A 21,557-nucleotide genomic window follows, 5' to 3' on the forward strand; every position below is an offset into this window, starting at 1 on the left:
GCAAAAATATGGAGTGATTTAGATATGTTTAGCAGAAGTAATGTGCAAAATTTGTATCGCTTATCTCCTATGCAAAAAGGGATCTTATTTCATTCCTTAAAAGATAAAGAAAATCATGCCTATTTTGATCAACTGATCTTTACTTTGGAAGGCAAGGTAGAGCTTGAATATTTGGAAGAAGCCTTTACCCAATTAATCAAAAAGCATGATATTTTACGAACTGTTTTTCGCTACAAAAAAGTAAAAGAACCTGTACAAATGGTATTAAAGGAAAGAAGCTCCACTATTTATTTTGAAGATATTTCTCATCTGGAGCCAGAAGAAAAAGTGAATTACATTAAGCAGTTTAAAATGAGGGATCGGGAGAAGGGGTTTGACCTCTCCCGGGACCTCCTCATCCGAATGTCATTATTTAAGCTTGATCAGGAGCAGTATCAGTTAATAATGAGTAATCACCATATCATTATGGATGGTTGGTGCCTTGGCATTATCCTTACTGATTTCTTACGTATGTATAAAGGAATCGTGAATCATACCCCTGTTCCATACGAGCATGTGACACCTTACAGTAAGCATATTCAATGGCTAGAAAAACAGGATCATCAGGAAGCAAAGGATTTTTATCAACAGCTATTAGAGGGATACGACAAAGTAACAGGTGTTCCACAGCAATTAGTACGGGCGAATCACGAAGAATATACTCACGGACAATGCATCGTGAAATTAAATCAAGAAACTGCCGACCGATTGATTGCCATAGCTAAAACCTACCAGGTTACAGTCAATACCGTCTTCCAAACGATTTGGGGGATATTATTACAGAAATATAATAATACGGATGACGTAGTATTTGGATCAGTTGTCTCGGGGAGACCGGCAGAGATTCCTGATGTTGAAAAAATGGTTGGGCTATTTATCAATACAATTCCTGTGCGAATCAAAGCTGATCAACAAGAGCGATTTGACACGCTAGTAGCCAAAGTACAGGAAATGGCCTTGGCTTCAGAATCATATGATTATCTTTCGTTGGCAGATATTCATCCAGAATCTGGCGATTTTATCAATCATATTATTGCGTTTGAAAATTTTTATATCGATATGGACAGCTTTAATCAGCTTGCAGATAAAAAAGAGCTTGGATTCTCGCTCGCATTCGCCACAGATCATCACGAGCAAACCAATTATGATCTAAGTGTGCAGGCGCAGATTGGTGATGAATCTTCCATTAAAATTTTATATAATTCCAAGCTTTATACATCGGAATACATAGCAAATGTAATTGATCATTTTGTTACTGTGGCTGACATAGTGGCTGCTGATCCTAGCATCCCTGTAAAGGAAATCGATATTTTAACAAAAGATAAAAAAGATCAGATTCTCTATGGTTTTAACAATACCTATGTAGATTATCCAAGAGAGAAGACCATCCATCAGCTATTTGAAGAACAAGTAGATAAAAATCCGAATCAGATCGCACTTGTGTTTAAAGAAGAGAAGCTGACTTACGGTGAGGTAAATGCGAAAGCAAATCAGTTGGCATACGTGTTAAGAAAGCAAGGTGTACAGCCTAATGATGTAATCGGCATCATCACCGAACGCTCCCCAGAAATGATCATAGGCATTTTGGCGATTTTTAAAGCAGGCGGAGCTTATATGCCAATTGATCCTTCTTATCCGGCTGAACGCATTCAATATATGCTACAGGATAATCAAACGAAGCTATTATTGGTGCAAAAACAAGAAATGATACCAGCCGATTATCAGGGAGAGGTATTGTTCTTAACCCAAGAGAGCTGGATGCATGAGGAAACATCTAATCCGGCTCATATTACGCAAGCACAGGCTTTAGCATATGTGATGTATACCTCTGGTTCTACAGGAGAGCCTAAGGGCATTTTGACAACACATCAAAATATTATGAAGACCGTCATTCATAACGGTTATGTTGAGATTACGCCAGGAGATTGCTTGTCGCAGCTCTCCAATTATGCCTTTGACGGCTCTACCTTTGAAATCTATGGGGCATTATTGCATGGAGCTACATTACTTTTAGTAACAAAAGAGGCTGTACTCAATATGAATGAGCTGGCACGTCTTATTAAGAAGGAGCAAGTGACGGTTTCCTTCATGACGACTGCTCTGTTTAATACACTGGTGGATTTGGATATAACGTGCTTTCAATCGGTACGAAAGGTGTTGTTCGGAGGAGAGCTTGCTTCGGTTAAGCATGTCCTGAAAACCCTTGATTATTTAGGCGAGCACCGGGTTATCAATGTGTATGGACCAACGGAAACTACCGTGTATGCTACCTATTACTCTGTAGATCACTCCATGCTGACGAGGGCATCTGTTCCTATCGGAAGACCGATTAATAACACGAAAGCCTACATTGTAAATACAGATGGACAGCCTCAGCCAATAGGAGTAGTCGGTGAGCTATGCATTGGCGGTGAGGGGGTAGCATGTGGTTATCTTAACCGTCCAGAGCTGACAAAGAAACATTTCGTGGATAATCCGTTTGTCTCGGGTGAACGAATGTATTGTACTGGAGATTTAGCCCGCTTTTTACCCGACGGCAACATTGAATACATCGGGCGGATGGATGAACAGGTAAAGATTCGTGGTCACCGGATTGAACTGGGCGAAATCGAAAAGGTTCTTTTACAGCACCCAGCTATCAGCGAGACAGTGCTTTTAGCAAAACGAGATGAGCAAGGTCATTCCTACCTGTGTGCGTATATAGTAGGTCAGGCATTTTGGACTGTTACAGAGCTGCGTCAACACTTGATGGAATCCTTGCCAGAATACATGGTGCCTTCCTACTTTATCGAGATTGAGAAACTACCGCTTACGGCAAACGGGAAGGTAGATAAGCGAGCGTTGCCTGAACCAGACAGAAAAATGGGCAGTGCTTACGTTGCTCCAGAGAACGAAACAGAGGAGAAGCTGGTTCAATTTTTCCAAGAGATTTTGGGTGTTGAGCGAGTTGGCACGCAGGATACATTTTTCGAGCTTGGTGGTCACTCCCTTAAGGCCATGATGCTCGTTTTACAGATTCATAAAGAAATGGGCATTGAAGTCCCGTTAAAGGAGATATTTACACGTCCTACCATCAAAGAATTAGCGGCGTATATTCATAAGATGGATCGCTCTGCCTACAGCATGATTGAGCCAACTGCCAAACAAGAGTATTATCCAGTCTCCTTTGCCCAAAGACGAATGTTTGTAGTGCAGCAAATTAGAGATACGAATACAACCAGCTACAATATGCCGATTTTGCTAGAAATAGAAGGGGCTCTTGATAGGGAAAATGTGAGACAAACTCTGAAGAAATTGATAGAGCGTCATGAATCAATGAGAACGTCTTTCCATATGATTGACGAGACCTTGCTGCAAAAGGTGCATGATGATGTGACATGGGAAATGGAGGAGATGGAAGCGTCTGAGGAAGAGGTTTATGCTTTGACAAAATCCTTCATTCGTCCTTTTGATCTCGGTCAAGCTCCATTGTTTAGAGCAGGATTAATTCGTGTTAATTCTGAGCGTCATTTGCTGCTGCTAGATACGCATCACATTATCTCAGATGGCGTATCTACTAACATACTCTTTCAAGATTTTACGCAATTATATCGTGGACGAGAGCTGCCTGCCCTGCGAATTCAATACAAGGATTTCGCCGTCTGGCAACAAGGAGAGGCTCAGCTTGCTCGTCTGCAAGAACAAGAGGAATACTGGCTGAAACAATTTTCAGAGAGTGTGCCTGTACTAGAGCTTCCTACTGATTTTCCACGTCCAGCGATGCAGCAGTTTGATGGTGACGTATTGGACTTTACATTAAATCAACAAGTATGGCAGGAATTACAACAGCTCATTGTTAAAGAGGGCTGTACGGCTTACATGATATTGCTGGCGGCTTATCATGTCTTGCTTTCCAAGTATTCCTCGCAAAACGATATTGTGATAGGTTCCCCGATAGCAGGCCGGACAAATGCTGATTTGCAATCGATTGTCGGGATGTTTGTTAACACGCTGGCTATCCGCACCAAATCAGAGGGAACTCAGACATTCCGCGAGTTTCTCTCTACGATTAAACAACTGGTTCTTCAAGCTCAATCCAATGCAGATTATCCATTTGAAGAGCTGGTTGATAAGGTAAATCCAAGTCGCGATCTAAGTCGCCAGCCTTTATTTGACACAATCTTTGTCATGCAAAACATGGATATTACCGAGGTTGCGATACAAGGTCTTTCAATCGTAACGAAGGACATGGAATGGAAGCATTCAAAATTTGATCTTACATGGGCGGCTGTAGAGAAAGAATCCTTACATTTTTCAGTTGAATATAGTACCCGCTTATTTAAGCAAGAAACAATCGAGCGGATGGCGAAGCATTTTGCCCATTTGCTAAATCAAGTGGCGGAAAATCCTGACTTGAGCCTTACAGATATGGAATTGGCAACGGAAGAAGAAGTGTACCAGCTTTTGGAGGAGTTTAATAAAACAGAAGCTGATTATCCGAGTGATAAAACGATTCACCAGCAGTTTGAGCAGAAGGTAGAGGAAAACCCTGATCAGATAGCGTTGTTATTTAAAGATAAGGAAATTACTTACGGACAGTTGAATGCAAAAGCAAATCAATTTGCTCGCGTATTAAGAAAGCATGGGGTACAGCCGGATCAAGCGGTTGGATTAATCACTGATCGTTCCATTGAAATGATGATAGGAATTTTGGCAATCTTAAAAGCTGGCGGAGCCTATTTGCCAATAGATCCTTCTTATCCAGTAGAACGGATTACCTACATGCTAGAGGATAGTCAGGCACAGCTTTTGATTGTGCAGGAAGCTGCTATGATTCCAGAGGGGTATCAGGGCAAAGTATTGCTTCTAGTAGAAGAGTGCTGGATACAGGAGGAAGCGTCCAACTTAGAGTTGATTAATGATGCCCAGGATTTGGCGTATGTGATGTATACCTCAGGGTCTACTGGTAAGCCAAAGGGCAATCTGACGACTCACCAAAATATTTTGAGAACCATCATCAACAATGGATTTATCGAGATTGTACCAGCAGACCGTCTATTACAGCTATCGAACTACGCCTTTGATGGCTCTACCTTCGATATCTACAGCGCGCTATTAAATGGAGCGACTCTTGTACTGGTGCCAAAAGAGGTCATGTTAAATCCAATGGAGCTGGCGAGGATCGTCCGCGAGCAGGATATTACGGTTTCGTTTATGACCACGTCCCTGTTCCATACGCTAGTGGAGCTTGACGTGACTAGTATGAAATCCATACGCAAGGTTGTATTTGGTGGGGAAAAGGCTTCATACAAGCATGTAGAAAAGGCTCTGGATTATCTCGGAGAAGGCCGTTTAGTAAATGGATACGGCCCTACAGAAACAACCGTTTTTGCTACCACATACACGGTGGATTCTAGTATCAAGGAAACGGGAATCGTACCGATTGGCCGTCCGTTAAACAATACGAGTGTCTATATTTTGAATGAGAATAATCAACCACAGCCGATTGGAGTACCAGGGGAATTGTGCGTTGGCGGAGCAGGAATTGCACGTGGCTATTTAAATCGTCCAGAGCTGACAGCAGAGCGCTTTGTGGATAACCCGTTTCTTGTCGGAGATAGAATGTATCGGACGGGAGACATGGCTAGATTCTTACCAGATGGCAACATTGAGTACATCGGACGAATGGATGAACAAGTGAAGATTCGCGGACATCGAATTGAACTGGGCGAAATTGAAAAAAGTCTCCTGGAGTACCCTGCTATCAGTGAAGCAGTACTTGTCGCAAAACGTGATGAACAAGGTCATTCCTATCTGTGCGCTTATATTGTAAGCACGGATCAATGGACGGTGGCTCAGGTACGTCAACATCTACTGGAGGCTCTGCCAGAGTACATGGTACCATCCTATTTCGTTGAGCTTGAAAAGCTACCTCTTACTTCCAATGGCAAGGTAGACAAGCGTGCATTGCCTGAACCAGATCGAGTGATTACCAATGAGTATGTGGCGGCAGTAAATGAGACAGAGGAGAAGCTAGTTCAGTTTTTCCAAGAGATCTTAGCTGTAGACCGAGTGGGAACGCAGGATACATTCTTTGAATTGGGTGGTCATTCCCTAAAAGCAATGATGCTGGTTTCAAGAATACACAAGGAATTAGAAATAGAGGTTCCGTTAAAAGAAGTATTCGCCAGACAAACCGTTAAAGAATTAGCAGCCTATATCAGACAGGCTGAACAGTCGGATTACAGCGAAATCCAACCGGCCATGGAGCAAGAATATTATCCAGTATCTAATGCGCAGCGACGAATGTATGTGGTTCAACAAATGAGGGATGTAGAAACAACAGGCTACAATATGCCGTTCTATTTAGAAATGGAGGGTGCTCTTGAGGTAGAAAAGCTATCTCTAGCTTTGAAACAACTAATTGAGCGTCATGAGTCATTGCGAACCTCCTTCCATATGGTTGAGGCTGAACTGATGCAAAAGGTACATGCAGAAGTCGCATGGGAGATGGAAATGATTCATGCCGTAGAGGAAGAAGTTCAACAGCTGACCGATTCCTTTATGCGTCCTTTTGATCTTGCCAAGGCGCCACTATTCCGTGCGGGACTCATTCAAATCAATCCGAAGCGACATTTATTGATGCTGGATATGCATCATATCATCTCAGATGGGGTATCGATGAATGTATTGTTTCAGGATATAACGCAGTTGTATCAAGGGATAGAGCTGAGTCCTCTCAAGATTCAATACAAGGATTTTGCGGTGTGGCAACAAGGCATGGCTCAGGTTGTCCGTTTTCAGGAGCAGGAAAGGTATTGGTTAAACCAATTCTCTGGTGACCTACCAATTTTGGAAATGGTAACTGATTATCCGCGACCAGCCATACAGCAGTTCGATGGAGATTCCTGGTCATTTGAAATTGATGCCAAAGTATTGGACAGCATAAAGCAATTGTCAGCTAAGCAAGGCACTACGTTGTATATGACTCTGTTGGCGATTTATCAAATCCTGTTAGCCAAGTATACCCGTCAAGATGACATCATTGTCGGAACTCCGATTGCAGGAAGACCTCATGCAGACACAGAGAGCATTGTGGGGATGTTTGTTAATACACTAGCCCTACGCGGTCAACCAAAAGAAGAGCAATCTTTCATCTCTTACTTATCAGAAGTGAAAGAAAACGTACTACAAGCTTATGCCAACGCTGATTATCCATTTGAAGAGTTGGTAGAGAAGCTGCATTTACAAAGAGATATGAGTCGTCATCCATTGTTTGATACGATGTTTGTCTTACAAAACATGGATATGTCCGATATAAATATTTCTGGTCTAAAGCTTCATTCGCGTGATTTAAACTGGAAAAATGCAAAATTTGATATGACCTGGATGATAGCCGAACAAAATAATCTATTGATTTCGGTTGAGTACAGCACCAGCCTGTTTAAACATGAAACCATTCAAAGGCTAGAAAAGCATTTCACTTATTTAGTAGAACAAGTGGCTAAGCATCCGGATTGCTTACTCAGAGATTTAGAACTCACAACAGACGAAGAAAAACAGCAAATACTGACGGTCTTTAACGACACTGCTACTGATGATTTACAGGATTTATCCATCTGCCATCTATTCGAACAACAAGTACAGCGTTTTTCAGATCGGCCGGCACTTGTGTTTAAAGACAAGCAGCTCACATACAGTGAGTTCCATGCAAAAGTAAATCAATTAGCCCGGGTACTCCGAAAGAAAGGTGTGCAGCCGGATCAAGCGGTTGGATTAATCACCGATCGTTCCATTGAGATGATGATAGGGATTTTCGCCATCCTAAAAGCAGGCGGAGCTTATATGCCAATTGATCCTTCCTATCCAATCGATCGTATTGAGCACATGCTAGAGGACAGCCGGACTAAGTTGTTATTGGTGCAAAAAACAGAAATGATCCCTGCTAGCTATCAGGGGGAGGTATTACTCCTAGCGGAAGAGTGCTGGATGCATGAAGATTCATCGAATTTGGAGCTGATCAATAAAACACAGGATTTGGCATATGTCATGTATACCTCAGGTTCTACTGGTAAACCAAAGGGCAACCTGACAACGCACCAAAACATTTTGACCACCATCATCAACAATGGCTATATCGAGATCGCGCCAACAGACCGTCTATTACAGCTATCTAACTACGCTTTTGATGGCTCTACCTTCGATATCTACAGCGCGCTATTAAATGGAGCGACTCTTGTACTGGTGCCAAAAGAGGTCATGTTAAATCCAATGGAGCTGGCGAAGATCGTCCGCGAGCAGGATATTACGGTTTCGTTTATGACCACGTCCCTGTTCCATACGCTAGTGGAGCTTGACGTGACTAGTATGAAATCCATGCGCAAGGTTGTATTTGGCGGGGAAAAGGCTTCATACAAGCATGTAGAAAAGGCACTGGATTATCTCGGAGAAGGCCGTTTAGTAAATGGATACGGCCCTACAGAAACAACCGTTTTCGCTACCACATACACGGTGGATTCTAGTATCAAGGAAATGGGAATCGTACCGATTGGACGTCCGTTAAACAATACGAGTGTCTATGTCTTAAATGAGAATAATCAGCTTCAGCCGGTTGGAGTACCAGGGGAATTGTGCGTTGGCGGCGCAGCAATTGCACGGGGCTATTTAAATCGTCCAGAGCTGACAGCAGAGCGCTTTGTGGAAAATCCTTTCGTGTCAGGAGATAGAATGTATCGTACCGGTGATTTAGCCCGTTGGTTGCCGGATGGAAGCATGGAGTATTTAGGACGGATGGATGAGCAGGTTAAGGTACGCGGTTACCGAATTGAGCTGGGAGAAATAGAGACAAGATTATTGGAGCATCCTGCTATAAGCGCAGCGGTTTTACTAGCAAAGCAAGATGAGCAAGGGCATTCGTACCTATGTGCTTACATCGTTGCAAATGGGGTATGGACGGTTGCGGAACTACGTAAGCATCTAAGCGAGGCTTTGCCAGAATACATGGTGCCTACTTATTTTGTAGAACTAGAGCAGATACCGTTCACTTCTAATGGGAAGGTGAACAAACGCGCTTTACCAGAGCCGGAAGGACAAATGACCAGTGTATATGTGGCCCCAGAAACGGAGACAGAAGCAAAAGTAGCAGCGTTATTCCAAGAGATTTTGGGTGTCGAGAGAGTTGGTACACAGGACATGTTCTTTGAGTTGGGTGGTCATTCGCTAAAAGCGATGATGCTCGTTTTACGAATGAATAAAGAACTGGGCATCGAGGTGCCTTTGAAAGAGGTATTCGCCCAGCCTACTGTCAAGGAATTGGCAGCAACGATCGACCTTCTTGATCGATCAGGCCACTCCGAGATTGAGCCTGCTCCAAGGCAGGAATTCTATCCGGTATCCTCCGCGCAGAGACGGATGTACGTGGTGCAGCATTTAGGAAATGTCCAAACAACCAGCTACAATATGCCGCTTTTCCTTGAAGTGGAGGGAGCTTTAGAAATTGATAAGCTTCATCTAGCACTTGAGAAATTGGTCGAAAGACACGAGTCGCTGCGAACCTCCTTTCATATGGTTGACGAAGAGCTGATGCAGCAGGTGCATGAAGAGGTGGCCTGGGATTTAGAGATCATGGATGGAACGGAAGGAGACCTTGCAAGCATCACAGCAGGATTTATACGTCCGTTTGATCTTAGCCAGGCTCCATTGTTCCGTGCAGGCATCGTGCGGATTAGCCCTGAGAGATTCCTTTTCATGCTAGATATGCACCATATCATCTCAGACGGAGTTTCTACCAATGTATTGTTCCAGGATATAACGCAGCTCTATCAAGGAAAGGACCTGCCTCCTCTTCCGATACAGTACAAGGACTACGCTGTGTGGCAACAAGCTGATGCCCAAGTGACTCGCTTACAAGATCAGGAAAGCTATTGGCTATATCAATTTGCTGGAGAAGCTTCTGTCTTGGAAATGCCGACAGATTTCCCGCGTCCTGCAGTCCAGCAGTTCGAAGGAGATGTATGGACCTTTGAGATTGATGCTGACATTCTCAGCCAGTTGAAAAAATTATCAGTGAGTCAGGGTTCTACTCTATATATGACTTTATTGGCGGCTTATCAGGTGTTGCTGGCTAAGTATACCGGTCAAGATGATATTATTGTCGGTTCTCCAATTGCCGGACGCCCTCATGCGGATGTAGAGAGCATCGTCGGTATGTTCGTCAACACGCTAGCTTTACGTGGACAGCCTGTAGGAGAGCAGACGTTTATTTCCTATCTGGCACAAGTTAAGGAACAGGTTTTACAAGCTTATGCCAATGCAGAGTATCCATTTGAGAAATTGGTAGAGAAGCTCGATTTACAACGAGATATGAGTCGCCATCCACTCTTCGATACGATGTTTACTTTGCAAAACATGGAGATGACTGATATTGATTTGGCAGGCTTGACCTTCAAGCCATTTGATTTTGAATGGAAAAATGCCAAGTTTGACATGGATTGGACAATGCTTGAGGAAGAAACACTCAAGGTAGCTATTGAATACAGTACAAGCCTGTATACAAAAGAAACCATTAGCAGAATGGCTCAACATTTCACCTATGTTTTACAACAAATTATTGAGCATCCAGCCATTCGTTTGGCTGAAATCAAAATTGCTACTCTGCCAGAAATTGAACAGATTTTAACGCAATTTAATGATACTAGGGCCAATTACCCTGATAACCAAACCATTCATAGCCTATTCGAGCAACAAGTGGAGCGTACACCAGAACAGATAGCTGTTGTCTATCAGGATCAATCCATCACGTATCGTGAGCTTAATGAACGTGCAAATAGATTGGCACGTTGCTTAATCGATAAAGGGATACAGAGAAATCAATTTGTTGCAATCATGGCGGATCGTTCTATAGAAACCGTTATTGGAATGATGGGAATTCTCAAAGCAGGAGGAGCTTATGTTCCAATTGATCCTGATTACCCTCTAGATCGAAAGCTGTATATTCTTGAAGACAGCCATGCATCACTATTATTGTTCCAGCAAAAGCATGAGGTCCCCTCAGAATTCACAGGTGATCGGATATTAATTGAGCAGATGCAGTGGTACCAAGCGGCTGATACGAATGTGGGGATCGTCAATACAGCTCAAGATTTGGCGTATATGATCTATACCTCAGGTTCTACAGGTCAACCAAAAGGGGTAATGATTGATCATCAGGCAGTATGTAACCTATGCTTAATGGCCCAAACCTATGGAATCTTTGCGAATAGTCGCGTTCTACAGTTTGCCTCCTTTAGCTTTGACGCTTCCGTAGGAGAGGTTTTCCATACCCTTACAAATGGAGCCACTCTCTATCTGATGGATCGCAATCTGCTCATGGCTGGCGTTGAGTTTGTTGAATGGTTACGAGTAAATGAAATAACTTCTATTCCGTTTATCTCGCCTTCTGCATTGCGTGCATTGCCGTATGAAGATTTACCAGCATTGAAATATATCAGTACAGGTGGGGAAGCATTACCTGTAGATTTAGTCAGACTATGGGGAACTGAGCGAATCTTCTTAAATGCATATGGTCCGACTGAAACAACAGTAGATGCAACGATTGGCTTATGTACGCCAGAGGATAAGCCACATATTGGTAAGCCTGTGTTGAATAAAAAAGCCTACATTATTAATCCAAATTATCAACTTCAGCCAATTGGGGTACCGGGTGAGTTATGCATCGGTGGAGTAGGGATTGCTCCTGGATATTGGAACCGCCCTGAATTAACTAGAGAGAAATTTGTGGATAATCCATTTGCCCAAGGCGAAAGAATGTATAAGACGGGGGACTTAGTACGTTGGCTTCCGGATGGAAATATTGAGTTTTTAGGACGTATTGATGATCAGGTGAAAATTCGTGGACACCGAATTGAATTGGGTGAAATTGAGACGCGGCTTCTTGAGCATGAGCAGGTAATAGAGGCGGTTGTGCTGGTGCGTGAAGATGAACAAGGTCAAGCTTATCTGTGTGCTTATCTGGTAGTAGCAGATGAATGGACGGTAGCAGAACTGCGCAAACATCTAGGAAAAACACTACCCGATTATATGATTCCTGCTTATTTTATCGAGCTTGAGGAGTTTCCTTTGACACCAAGCGGGAAGGTGAATAAAAAAGCTTTACCAGAGCCTGATGGACAAATACAAACGGGAGTGGAGTACGTAGAGGCTACTACCGAAAGCCAAAAAATCCTTGTTGAGCTTTGGCAAGAGGTGTTACGTGTCGAGCGGATCGGTATTTACGATAACTTCTTTGAGCTGGGCGGTGACTCCATCAAAGCAATTCAAATCACAGCAAGATTGCGTCGTTACCACCGCAAGCTGGAAATCAGCCATCTGTTTAAGCACCCAACGATTGCAGAGCTTGCTCCATGGATGCAAACCAGTCAGGCATTACTTGAACAAGGAACTGTTGAAGGCGAAGTTATGCTCACGCCAATTCAAAAAGCATTCTTTGAAGAAAATCAGGAACAGCCGCAGCATTTTAATCAGGATTCGTTACTGTACAGCTCGAATGGCTGGAACCAAGATGCGATCGAGCAGGTATTTGAAAAAATAACGGAGCATCACGATGCCCTGCGAATGGTGTATCCGCATACCGAGGGCAAGGTGACTCAGATCAACAGGGGACTTGAGGACAAGGCGTTCACATTGCAGGTGTTCGATTTTACCCAAGAACCAACTGATACGCAGGCAACGAAAATTGAGCAAATCGCTACTCAATTGCAAGCGAGCTTTGATTTAGAAAAGGGACCTCTGGTACGACTTGGCTTATTTACCACCAAGGCTGGGGATTATTTACTGATCGTGATCCATCACCTAGTGATTGACGGCGTCTCTTGGCGTATATTGCTTGAGGATTTTCATAATGCTTATCAGCAAGTCATTCAAGGTCAAGCAATTGTACTTCCTGAAAAAACGACCTCCTTTAAAACATGGAGTGAGCGCTTGAATAAATATGCAAATAGTCATGCTCTTTTACATGAGATTTCATATTGGAAGCAGATGGAAGAAATATCGATCGCCCCTCTTCCTAAAAAAGGAAACAATGACGGTAGATATTATGTGAAGGACAGCGAATATGCCACGATGAGTCTAACAGAAGAAGAAACCCAAAATCTTCTTACTCGTGTACATCGAGCTTATCGAACGGAGATTAATGATCTGTTGCTTGCTGCATTAGGATTAGCAAGTAAGGAATGGACAAAAGAGAATCGAGTGGCTATCCACTTAGAGGGTCATGGTCGTGAGGAAATAGGTGAAGGGGTAGATGTCAACCGCACTATTGGATGGTTTACCTCACTGTTCCCAGTCGTGATTGATTTAGAAAATGACGAATTGCCTCTCATCATTAAATCGGTAAAAGAAACCCTGCGCCGAGTACCTAATAAAGGCATGGGCTACGGCATACTCAAGCATCTGACAAGCGATGCGAACAAACAGGAGATAACCTTCTCGCTTCGTCCAGAGATCAGCTTTAACTATCTGGGAGTATTTGATCAACAAGAGGAGGAGAGCGAATCTGCTGGGATTCCTACTGGTCAGCCGATCAGCCCGCAATATTATGACACGCACCTGCTGGAGTTTAATGGAGCGGTCTCGAATAACCAGTTGCATGTAAATTGCCGATTTGCTCCTGCAGCCGTTGATCGAGCGATTGTTGAAATTTTGATGGAGCGCTTCAAGCACCATTTACTTCTAATTAGTAAGCATTGCTTGGAAAAGGATACCGTAGAATTTACACCTACTGATTTTACAGAAAAGGAATTAAGCCAAGAACAGCTTGACGATCTATTAGATGATTTGTTTGAAGACATAGATGATCTGTAATCGCAATGAGATAGGTGGTGCCACACATCGTGCAAAAAAAAGACAAGATCAAAGATATCTATTCACTTTCTCCGTTGCAAAAGGGTATGCTATTTCATTCCATGAAAGACCCGCAAAGCGATGCCTATTTCGAGCAGGTTACCCTTTTGCTGGAGGGGGTTGTTAACCCAACCTATTTGGCTGAAAGTATTCAGGGACTCGTACAAAAATACGACATGTTCCGAAGTGTGTTCCGCTATAAAAAAGTAGACCCTGTTCAGGTTGTGCTTAGTGAACGAAAAATAGATTTACAGATTGAGGACCTTACTCAAATCAATGAAGAAGAGCAACGGAAATTCATTGAGGAATATAGAAAAAAAGACCGGGAAAGAGGCTTCGACCTTTCCCGGGATATCCTGCTACGTTTTACATTGTTTCAAACAGCCGCCAATCGGTATGAATTACTGTGGAGTCATCATCATATCCTGATGGATGGCTGGTGTACGGGTATCGTTTTTCAGGATTTATTTCAAATGTACCAACGTCGCTTGTCAGGACAGGCCTTACTTCCAGAGGTGGCCCCTCAATATAGCGAATATATACGCTGGTTAAAGAAACAAGATGACCAACAAGCATTGGCATTTTGGAAGGAGTATCTACAGGGGTTTGAAAACCTTACGGGAATCCCGCGTCTAAGGTCAGGCAATCATCCCTACATGCAAGAGGAATTCATTTTCTCCTTGGGAGAGGAAGCTACACAAAAACTAACGCAAACGGCTCAAAAGTATCAGGTGACCTTAAATACTGTTGTGCAAACAATTTGGGGAGCGTTATTGCAAAAATACAATAACACGAATGACGCGGCCTACGGTGTGGTTGTCTCCGGACGCCCCGCCGAGGTGCCCAATGTTGAACAAATGGTGGGGCTATTTAGTAATACCATTCCTATTCGTATTAAAAAAGAAGCAGGAAAAACGTTTGGGGAAGTGCTGAAAAACGTACAGCAAACAGCGCTGGAGGCAGAAAAATACGGATATCTTTCTTTAGCCGATATTCAGGCGAGCGCAGCTTATACGCATCAATTGCTTGATCATATTTTAGCGTTTGAAAATTTCCCAATGGATCAAGAAACATTTAATCAAGAAAACGTTCTCGGATTTGCCGTGAAGGATGCCCACACTTTTGAGCAGACGCACTATGATCTGACCGTGCTAGTCATTCCTGGCAAGGAATTAATCTTTAAGTTTATGTATAACGAAAGTGTTTATTCAAAAGAGTACCTCAATCTTTTAGAGCTGAATATGAAAAAGCTGGTCTCTTTGGTTATTGAGCAGCAAGATATCTTTGACCCAGCTACCGAGTTTGTATCTGATTTGGAAAAGGATAAGCTTTTAACCATTTTTAATCGTACGGATGCAAAGTACCCAAGAGAAAAAACGATTCATGAGCTGTTTCAAGAGCAGGTTGACAAGAACCCTGATCAAGTGGCACTCGTATTTGGCGAGGCTCAACTAACATACCGCGAGCTGAACGAAAAGGCGAATCAAATGGCCCGCGGTTTACGCAAACAAGGGGTTTTACCTGATCAGGTGATAGGGTTACTTACGGATCGTTCCTTAGAGATGATCATAGCCATTCTAGCGATCTTTAAAGCTGGTGGCGCTTATATGCCTATCGATCCATCTTATCCGAGTGAACGCATTCAATACATGCTAGCAGATAGTCGTACCCATTTGCTATTGGTGCAAAAAGCTGAAATGATCCCAGCTAATTATCAGGGTGAGGTACTACTGTTAACAGAAGATAGCTGGATGGATGAGAATACAGATAATTTAGATTTGGTCAACCAAGCACATGACCTTGCCTATGTCATGTATACCTCAGGTTCAACAGGTAAACCAAAGGGAAATCTGACAACCCATCAAAATATCGTCAAGACCATCATGAACAATGGTTACATGGAGATTACGCCAAATGATCGTCTTCTCCAGTTGTCCAATTACGCGTTTGATGGATCTACCTTTGATATATACAGCGCATTGTTAAACGGAGCTTCTCTTATTTTAGTACCAACGCATGTACTGATGAATCCGACTGATTTGGCATCGGTCATTCAAGACCAGCATATTACCGTGTCCTTTATGACAACATCTCTATTTAACACTCTGGTTGAGCTGGATGTGACTAGTCTCAAACACATGCGTAAGGTGGTGTTTGGAGGAGAAAAGGCTTCGATCAAGCACGTAGAAAAAGCGCTGGATTATTTGGGAGCTGGACGTTTGGTCAATGGGTATGGACCAACAGAAACTACTGTTTTTGCCACTACCTATACGGTGGACCATACGATCAAGGAGACGGGGATTATGCCGATAGGTCGCCCGTTGAACAATACGAAGGTGTTTATTTTAGGAGCAGACAATCAATTACAGCCGATAGGTGCATTAGGCGAGCTATGTGTGAGCGGGGAAGGGCTTGCCCGCGGGTATCTCAATCTTCCAGAGCTGACTGCTGATCGTTTCGTTGAAAATCCTTTTGTGCAGGGAGAGAGAATGTATCGCACAGGGGATTTAGCGCGTTGGTTACCGGATGGAAGCATTGAGTACGTAGGTAGAATAGATGAACAAGTTAAGATTCGGGGACATCGGATCGAATTAGGTGAAATTGAAGCTAGATTACTAGAGCATCCTGCTATTAGCGAGACTGTTTTGCTGGCAAAGCAGGATGAGCAGGGGCATTCCTTCCTATGTGCCTATCTAGTGACAAATGGTGCCTGGTCAGTCGCAGAGCTTCGCAAGCATATTAAAGAAACATTGCCGGATTCTATGGTGCCATCTTATTTTATCGAGATAGATAAAATGCCGCTCACTTCAAATGGCAAGGCAGACAAGCGTGCATTGCCAGAGCCAGATGTTCAACAAGTAAGCTCTTATATTGCTCCTGAGACCGAAACAGAGGAAAAGCTGGTTCAATTATTTCAAGAAATCCTAAGTGTTGAACAAGTCGGTACGCAGGATAATTTCTTCGAGCTGGGCGGACATTCGTTAAAAGCGATGATGCTGGTTTCAAGAATGCACAAGGAATTAGATATAGAAGTACCGCTCAAGGACGTGTTTGCTCGACCTTCAGTAAAAGAATTGGCCGCATTTCTTACAAACACAGAAGTGTCGGATTATATAGCGATTGAACCGGCGGCAAAACAGGAATTTTATCCGGTTTCTTCTGCACAGCGCCGAATGTATGTAGTAGAGCAAATCGGTAGCAGTAATACAACCAGCTACAATATGCCTTTTTTGCTTGAAATAGGAGGAGCCCTCGATGTAGTAGGGTTACAAAAAGCATTAAAGAAACTGGTCATAAGACATGAATCGTTGAGAACGTCCTTTCACATGGTTGATGAGGTATTAATGCAGAAGATCCATCCTGACGTGGAATGGGATTTAATGGTGATGGAAGCAAAAGACGAGGACCTTCCGCAAATCATTGATGGTTTTATCCAGCCGTTTGATTTAAGTGACGCTTCTTTATTTAGAGCGGGACTCGTACGAATGGAAGCTGATCGACATCTACTGATGCTTGATATGCACCATATTATTTCAGATGGGGTATCAACCAATGTATTATTCCAAGACCTGATGCAAATCTATCAGGGCAAGGAGCTCCCTTCTCTTAGAATTCAATACAAGGATTATGCTGTTTGGCAGCAGGCAGAAGCCCAGGTTAATCGTTTACGAGAACAGGAGCAGTATTGGCTTAACCAATTTTCGGGAGAGTTACCTGTACTGGAAATGCCTACCGATTACACTCGTCCATCTATGCAGCAGTCAGAAGGGGATATATGGTCATTTGAAATTAGTGCCGAGATCATAAACAAAGTAAAGAAACTGTCCTCCTCGCAGGGTACAACCTTGTATATGACATTGCTGGCCGCCTACCAAGTATTATTGTCAAAATATACGGGGCAAGAGGACGTTATTGTGGGTTCTCCTATTGCTGGTCGACCTCATGCGGATGTAGAAAAGATTGTTGGTATGTTCGTGAACACGTTAGCCTTCAGAGGGCAGCCAAAATCAACTCAAACCTTTAGTACATATCTGTCCGAGGTTAAGGAGCAGGTATTGCACGCCTATGACAATGCAGAATATCCGTTTGAGGAATTACTTGAAAAGCTTGATTTAGAAAGAGATTTAAGTCGTCATCCACTGTTTGATACCATGTTTGCTTTGCAGAATATGGAAATGTCTGAAATCAATATCATGGATCTCTCCTTTCAGCCGCGGGATTTAACATGGAAAAATGCAAAATTCGACCTGACATGGATGATGGCGGAAGCGGAAAATTTGTATGTCACCATTGAGTATAGTACCTCGCTATTTAAGCCAGAAACGATTGAGCGATTAGGAAAACGATTCACCCATTTACTAAAACAGATCGGGGATGCTCCTGAACGTTTGATTGCTGACTTAGAAGTAGCGACGGAGGATGAAAAACATCAGATTTTATCGGTATTTAATTTGACTCAATCGGATTATCCAGTAAATAAAACAGTTCATCAGCTCTTTGAGGAGCAAGTGCAAAATATGCCTGATCAAAAGGCGATAGTATTTGGTGAAGAGCAAGTAACATACAAAGAATTAAACGCCAAAGCCAACCATCTGGCTACCCTCTTAAAACAAAAAGGCATAACAAACGAGCAACTTGTGGCTGTTATGATTGAGCCTTCCATCGAGTTTTTTGTAGGAATTCTAGCTGTTCTAAAAGCAGGAGGGGCTTATCTACCAATTGACCCAACTTATCCGGCGGAACGAATTGCCTATATTTTGGAGGATAGTCAATCGAAGGTTCTGTTAGTGAGAGGTCATGAACAGGTACAGACACAATTTGCTGGGGAAATCTTGGAAATTGATAGCAAGCAGTTGTCTGCCGAAGAGCTGAAAGACGTACCTATGAATAACAAAGTAACCGATCTAGCCTATGTCATTTATACATCGGGTTCCACTGGGCAACCAAAAGGTGTCATGGTGGAGCATAGATCGTTGATGAATCTTTCAGCTTGGCACGTTCATTATTTTGGCATCACAAAGGATGATCGAAGCACCAAATACGCAGGGGTTGGATTTGATGCATCTGTATGGGAGGTCTTCCCTTACTTAATAGCTGGTGCAACGATTTACGTCATCGATCAAGAGACAAGATACGATGTAGAAAAACTGAATCAGTACGTAACAGATCAAGGAATTACGATCAGCTTTTTACCTACGCAATTTGCTGAACAGTTTATGCTGACAGATCATACGGATCATACGGATCATACTGTCTTACGCTGGTTGCTTATCGGCGGTGATAAAGCCCAGCAAGCCGTTCAGCAGAAGAAGTATCAGATTGTAAATAACTATGGGCCTACTGAGAACACGGTTGTAACCACCAGCTATATAGTTAGTCCTGAGGATAAAAAAATCCCGATAGGGCGTCCAATTGCTAATAATCAGGTATTTATCCTGAATAAAGAGAATCAATTACAGCCAGTAGGGATTCCAGGTGAACTATGTGTTAGCGGCGACAGCCTAGCACGCGGCTATCTGCATCGTCCAGAGTTAACGAGTGAGCGTTTTGTAGCTAATCCGTTTGTCCCTGGCGAACGCATGTACAAAACCGGAGATATTGCCCGCTGGTTACCAGATGGAAATATTGAGTATCTAGGTAGATTGGATGATCAAATTAAGATCAGAGGATACCGGGTTGAATTAGGTGAGATCGAATCCGCTATTTTGGAGCATGAAGCAATTCAGGAGACAGTAGTGCTCGCAAGACAAGACGATCAGAATCAGACATATCTATGTGCTTATGTTGTACCGAAAAAATCTTTTGATGTAGCCGAGCTTCGTCAATATCTAGGCAAAAAGCTACCTCATTTTATGATTCCGGCCTTTTTTACGGAAATGACAGAGTTCCCAATTACATCGAATGGGAAAGTAGATAAAAAAGCACTCCCACTACCGGATTTGTCCAAGCAATCAGAGATCGATTACGTTGCCCCAACCACCACGTTAGAAGAAACGCTGGCGGAACTATGGACAGAAGTGCTAGGAGTTTCCCAAGTGGGAATCCATGATAACTTCTTTAAACTGGGTGGGGATTCGATCAAGGCTATTCAGATTGCAGCAAGATTAAATACGAAGCAATTAAAATTGGAAGTTAAGGATTTATTCCAGGCACAAACGATTGCTCAGGTTATTCCATACATCAAAACCAAGGACAGTAAAGCTGAGCAAGGAATTGTTCAAGGAAAGGTAGAGCTAACCCCTATACAGGAATGGTTTTTCCAGCAATCCTTCGGTATTCCACATCATTGGAATCAGTCCATGATGTTTTATCGAAAGGAAGGGTGGGATCAGCACGTTGTACAAAGGGTGTTCCAAAAAATTGCAGAACACCATGATGCCTTGCGAATGGCTTATCAGCAGGAAAATGGCAAAACGATTCAGATCAATCGCGGAGTAGAAGGCAAGTTGTTTGAGCTAAGCATTTTTGACTTTAGACAACAGGCGAATGTGCCAGAGCTGATCGAGCAAGCAGCTAATCGTCTACAATCCGCAATGAACTTGCAGGACGGTCCATTGGTTCAACTGGGACTCTTTCAGACATCTGAGGGGGATCATCTTTTGATAGCAATTCATCACTTAGTGGTCGATGCCGTTTCATGGCGAATCATTACGGAGGATTTCATGAATGGCTATCAACAAGATTTGCAGGGAGAGCCGATTGCATTTACGAGCAAAACAGACTCCTACCAAAAATGGGCCAAGAGCCTGCTAGAGTACGCTACTAGTGAAGAAATTCAATCAGAGCTGAAATACTGGCAAAGCATGATTGCAAAAGAGCTACCTGCATTGCCAAGAGATTCAAAAGTAGGTGCCCCGTATCTACTCAAGGATATACAAGAGGTCGCTATCCAATTGACAAAAGAGCAAACGAATAAACTATTAACGGATGCCCATAACGCCTACAACACACAGATTAACGATCTTTTGTTGACAGCATTAGCTCTAACTATTCAGGAATGGGCACAAACCAATTCAATCGGAATTACACTAGAAGGCCACGGACGCGAGGATATTGGGGTGGACATTGACATTAACCGTACAGTTGGTTGGTTTACGTCCATGTATCCAGTGGTATTTGATTTGCAGAAGCAAGGGATTGCAAATGCGGTTAAGCAAGTAAAAGAAGAGCTGCGACAAATACCGAATAAAGGGATTGGCTATGGGATTGTTAGATACCTATCGAATCAAGGAAGTACAGAGCTGGATCTAGGCTCCCATGCGATAAATCCAGAGATTAGCTTCAATTACCTTGGGCAAATGGATCAATCTGGACAGGAAGAGGAGTATCAATTGTCCCCATTGTCTTCCGGTCAACAGATTAGTCAGATGAATCAAGGCTTGTTCCCGATAAATGTGAGTGGAATTGTAGTGGAAAATCAGTTGTCCATTCAAATATCTTATGATAGCCAAGCTTATCATGATTCTACTATGGAAAAGCTGATTCAACGTTATCAATATCACTTGTTGGAGATTATTAATCATTGTGTTCAGCAGACAGAAACAGAATTAACCCCGAGTGATTTTTCCACCAAAGAGCTTTCGATGGAGGATTTAGAATCAGTATTTGAGTTACTAGATGAATAAACTTTGGTTATGTCA

At 42.9% G+C, this 21,557-nt stretch carries 2 protein-coding genes; both read left to right on the forward strand.

Translation table 11 applies throughout. From position 1 onward, the window contains the following. The first annotated feature begins 24 nt into the window (after positions 1-24). Positions 25-13,878, forward strand: coding sequence for a non-ribosomal peptide synthetase (locus tag O0550_RS01145; protein ID WP_258425475.1), 13,854 nt, complete (start codon positions 25-27; stop codon positions 13,876-13,878). Between the two features lie 29 nt (positions 13,879-13,907). After that, positions 13,908-21,542, forward strand: a complete 7,635-nt coding sequence (locus tag O0550_RS01150; protein ID WP_258425476.1) for a non-ribosomal peptide synthetase — start codon at positions 13,908-13,910, stop codon at positions 21,540-21,542. Positions 21,543-21,557 lie beyond the last annotated feature (15 nt).

The organism is Brevibacillus halotolerans, assembly GCF_026891775.1.
Taxonomy (GTDB): Bacteria; Bacillota; Bacilli; order Brevibacillales; family Brevibacillaceae; genus Brevibacillus_B; species Brevibacillus_B halotolerans.

Excerpts from the sequence above, each read along its gene's own strand:
- O0550_RS01145 (WP_258425475.1), top strand. The coding sequence starts at position 25 with ATGTTTAGCAGAAGTAATGTGCAAAATTTGTATCGCTTATCTCCTATG.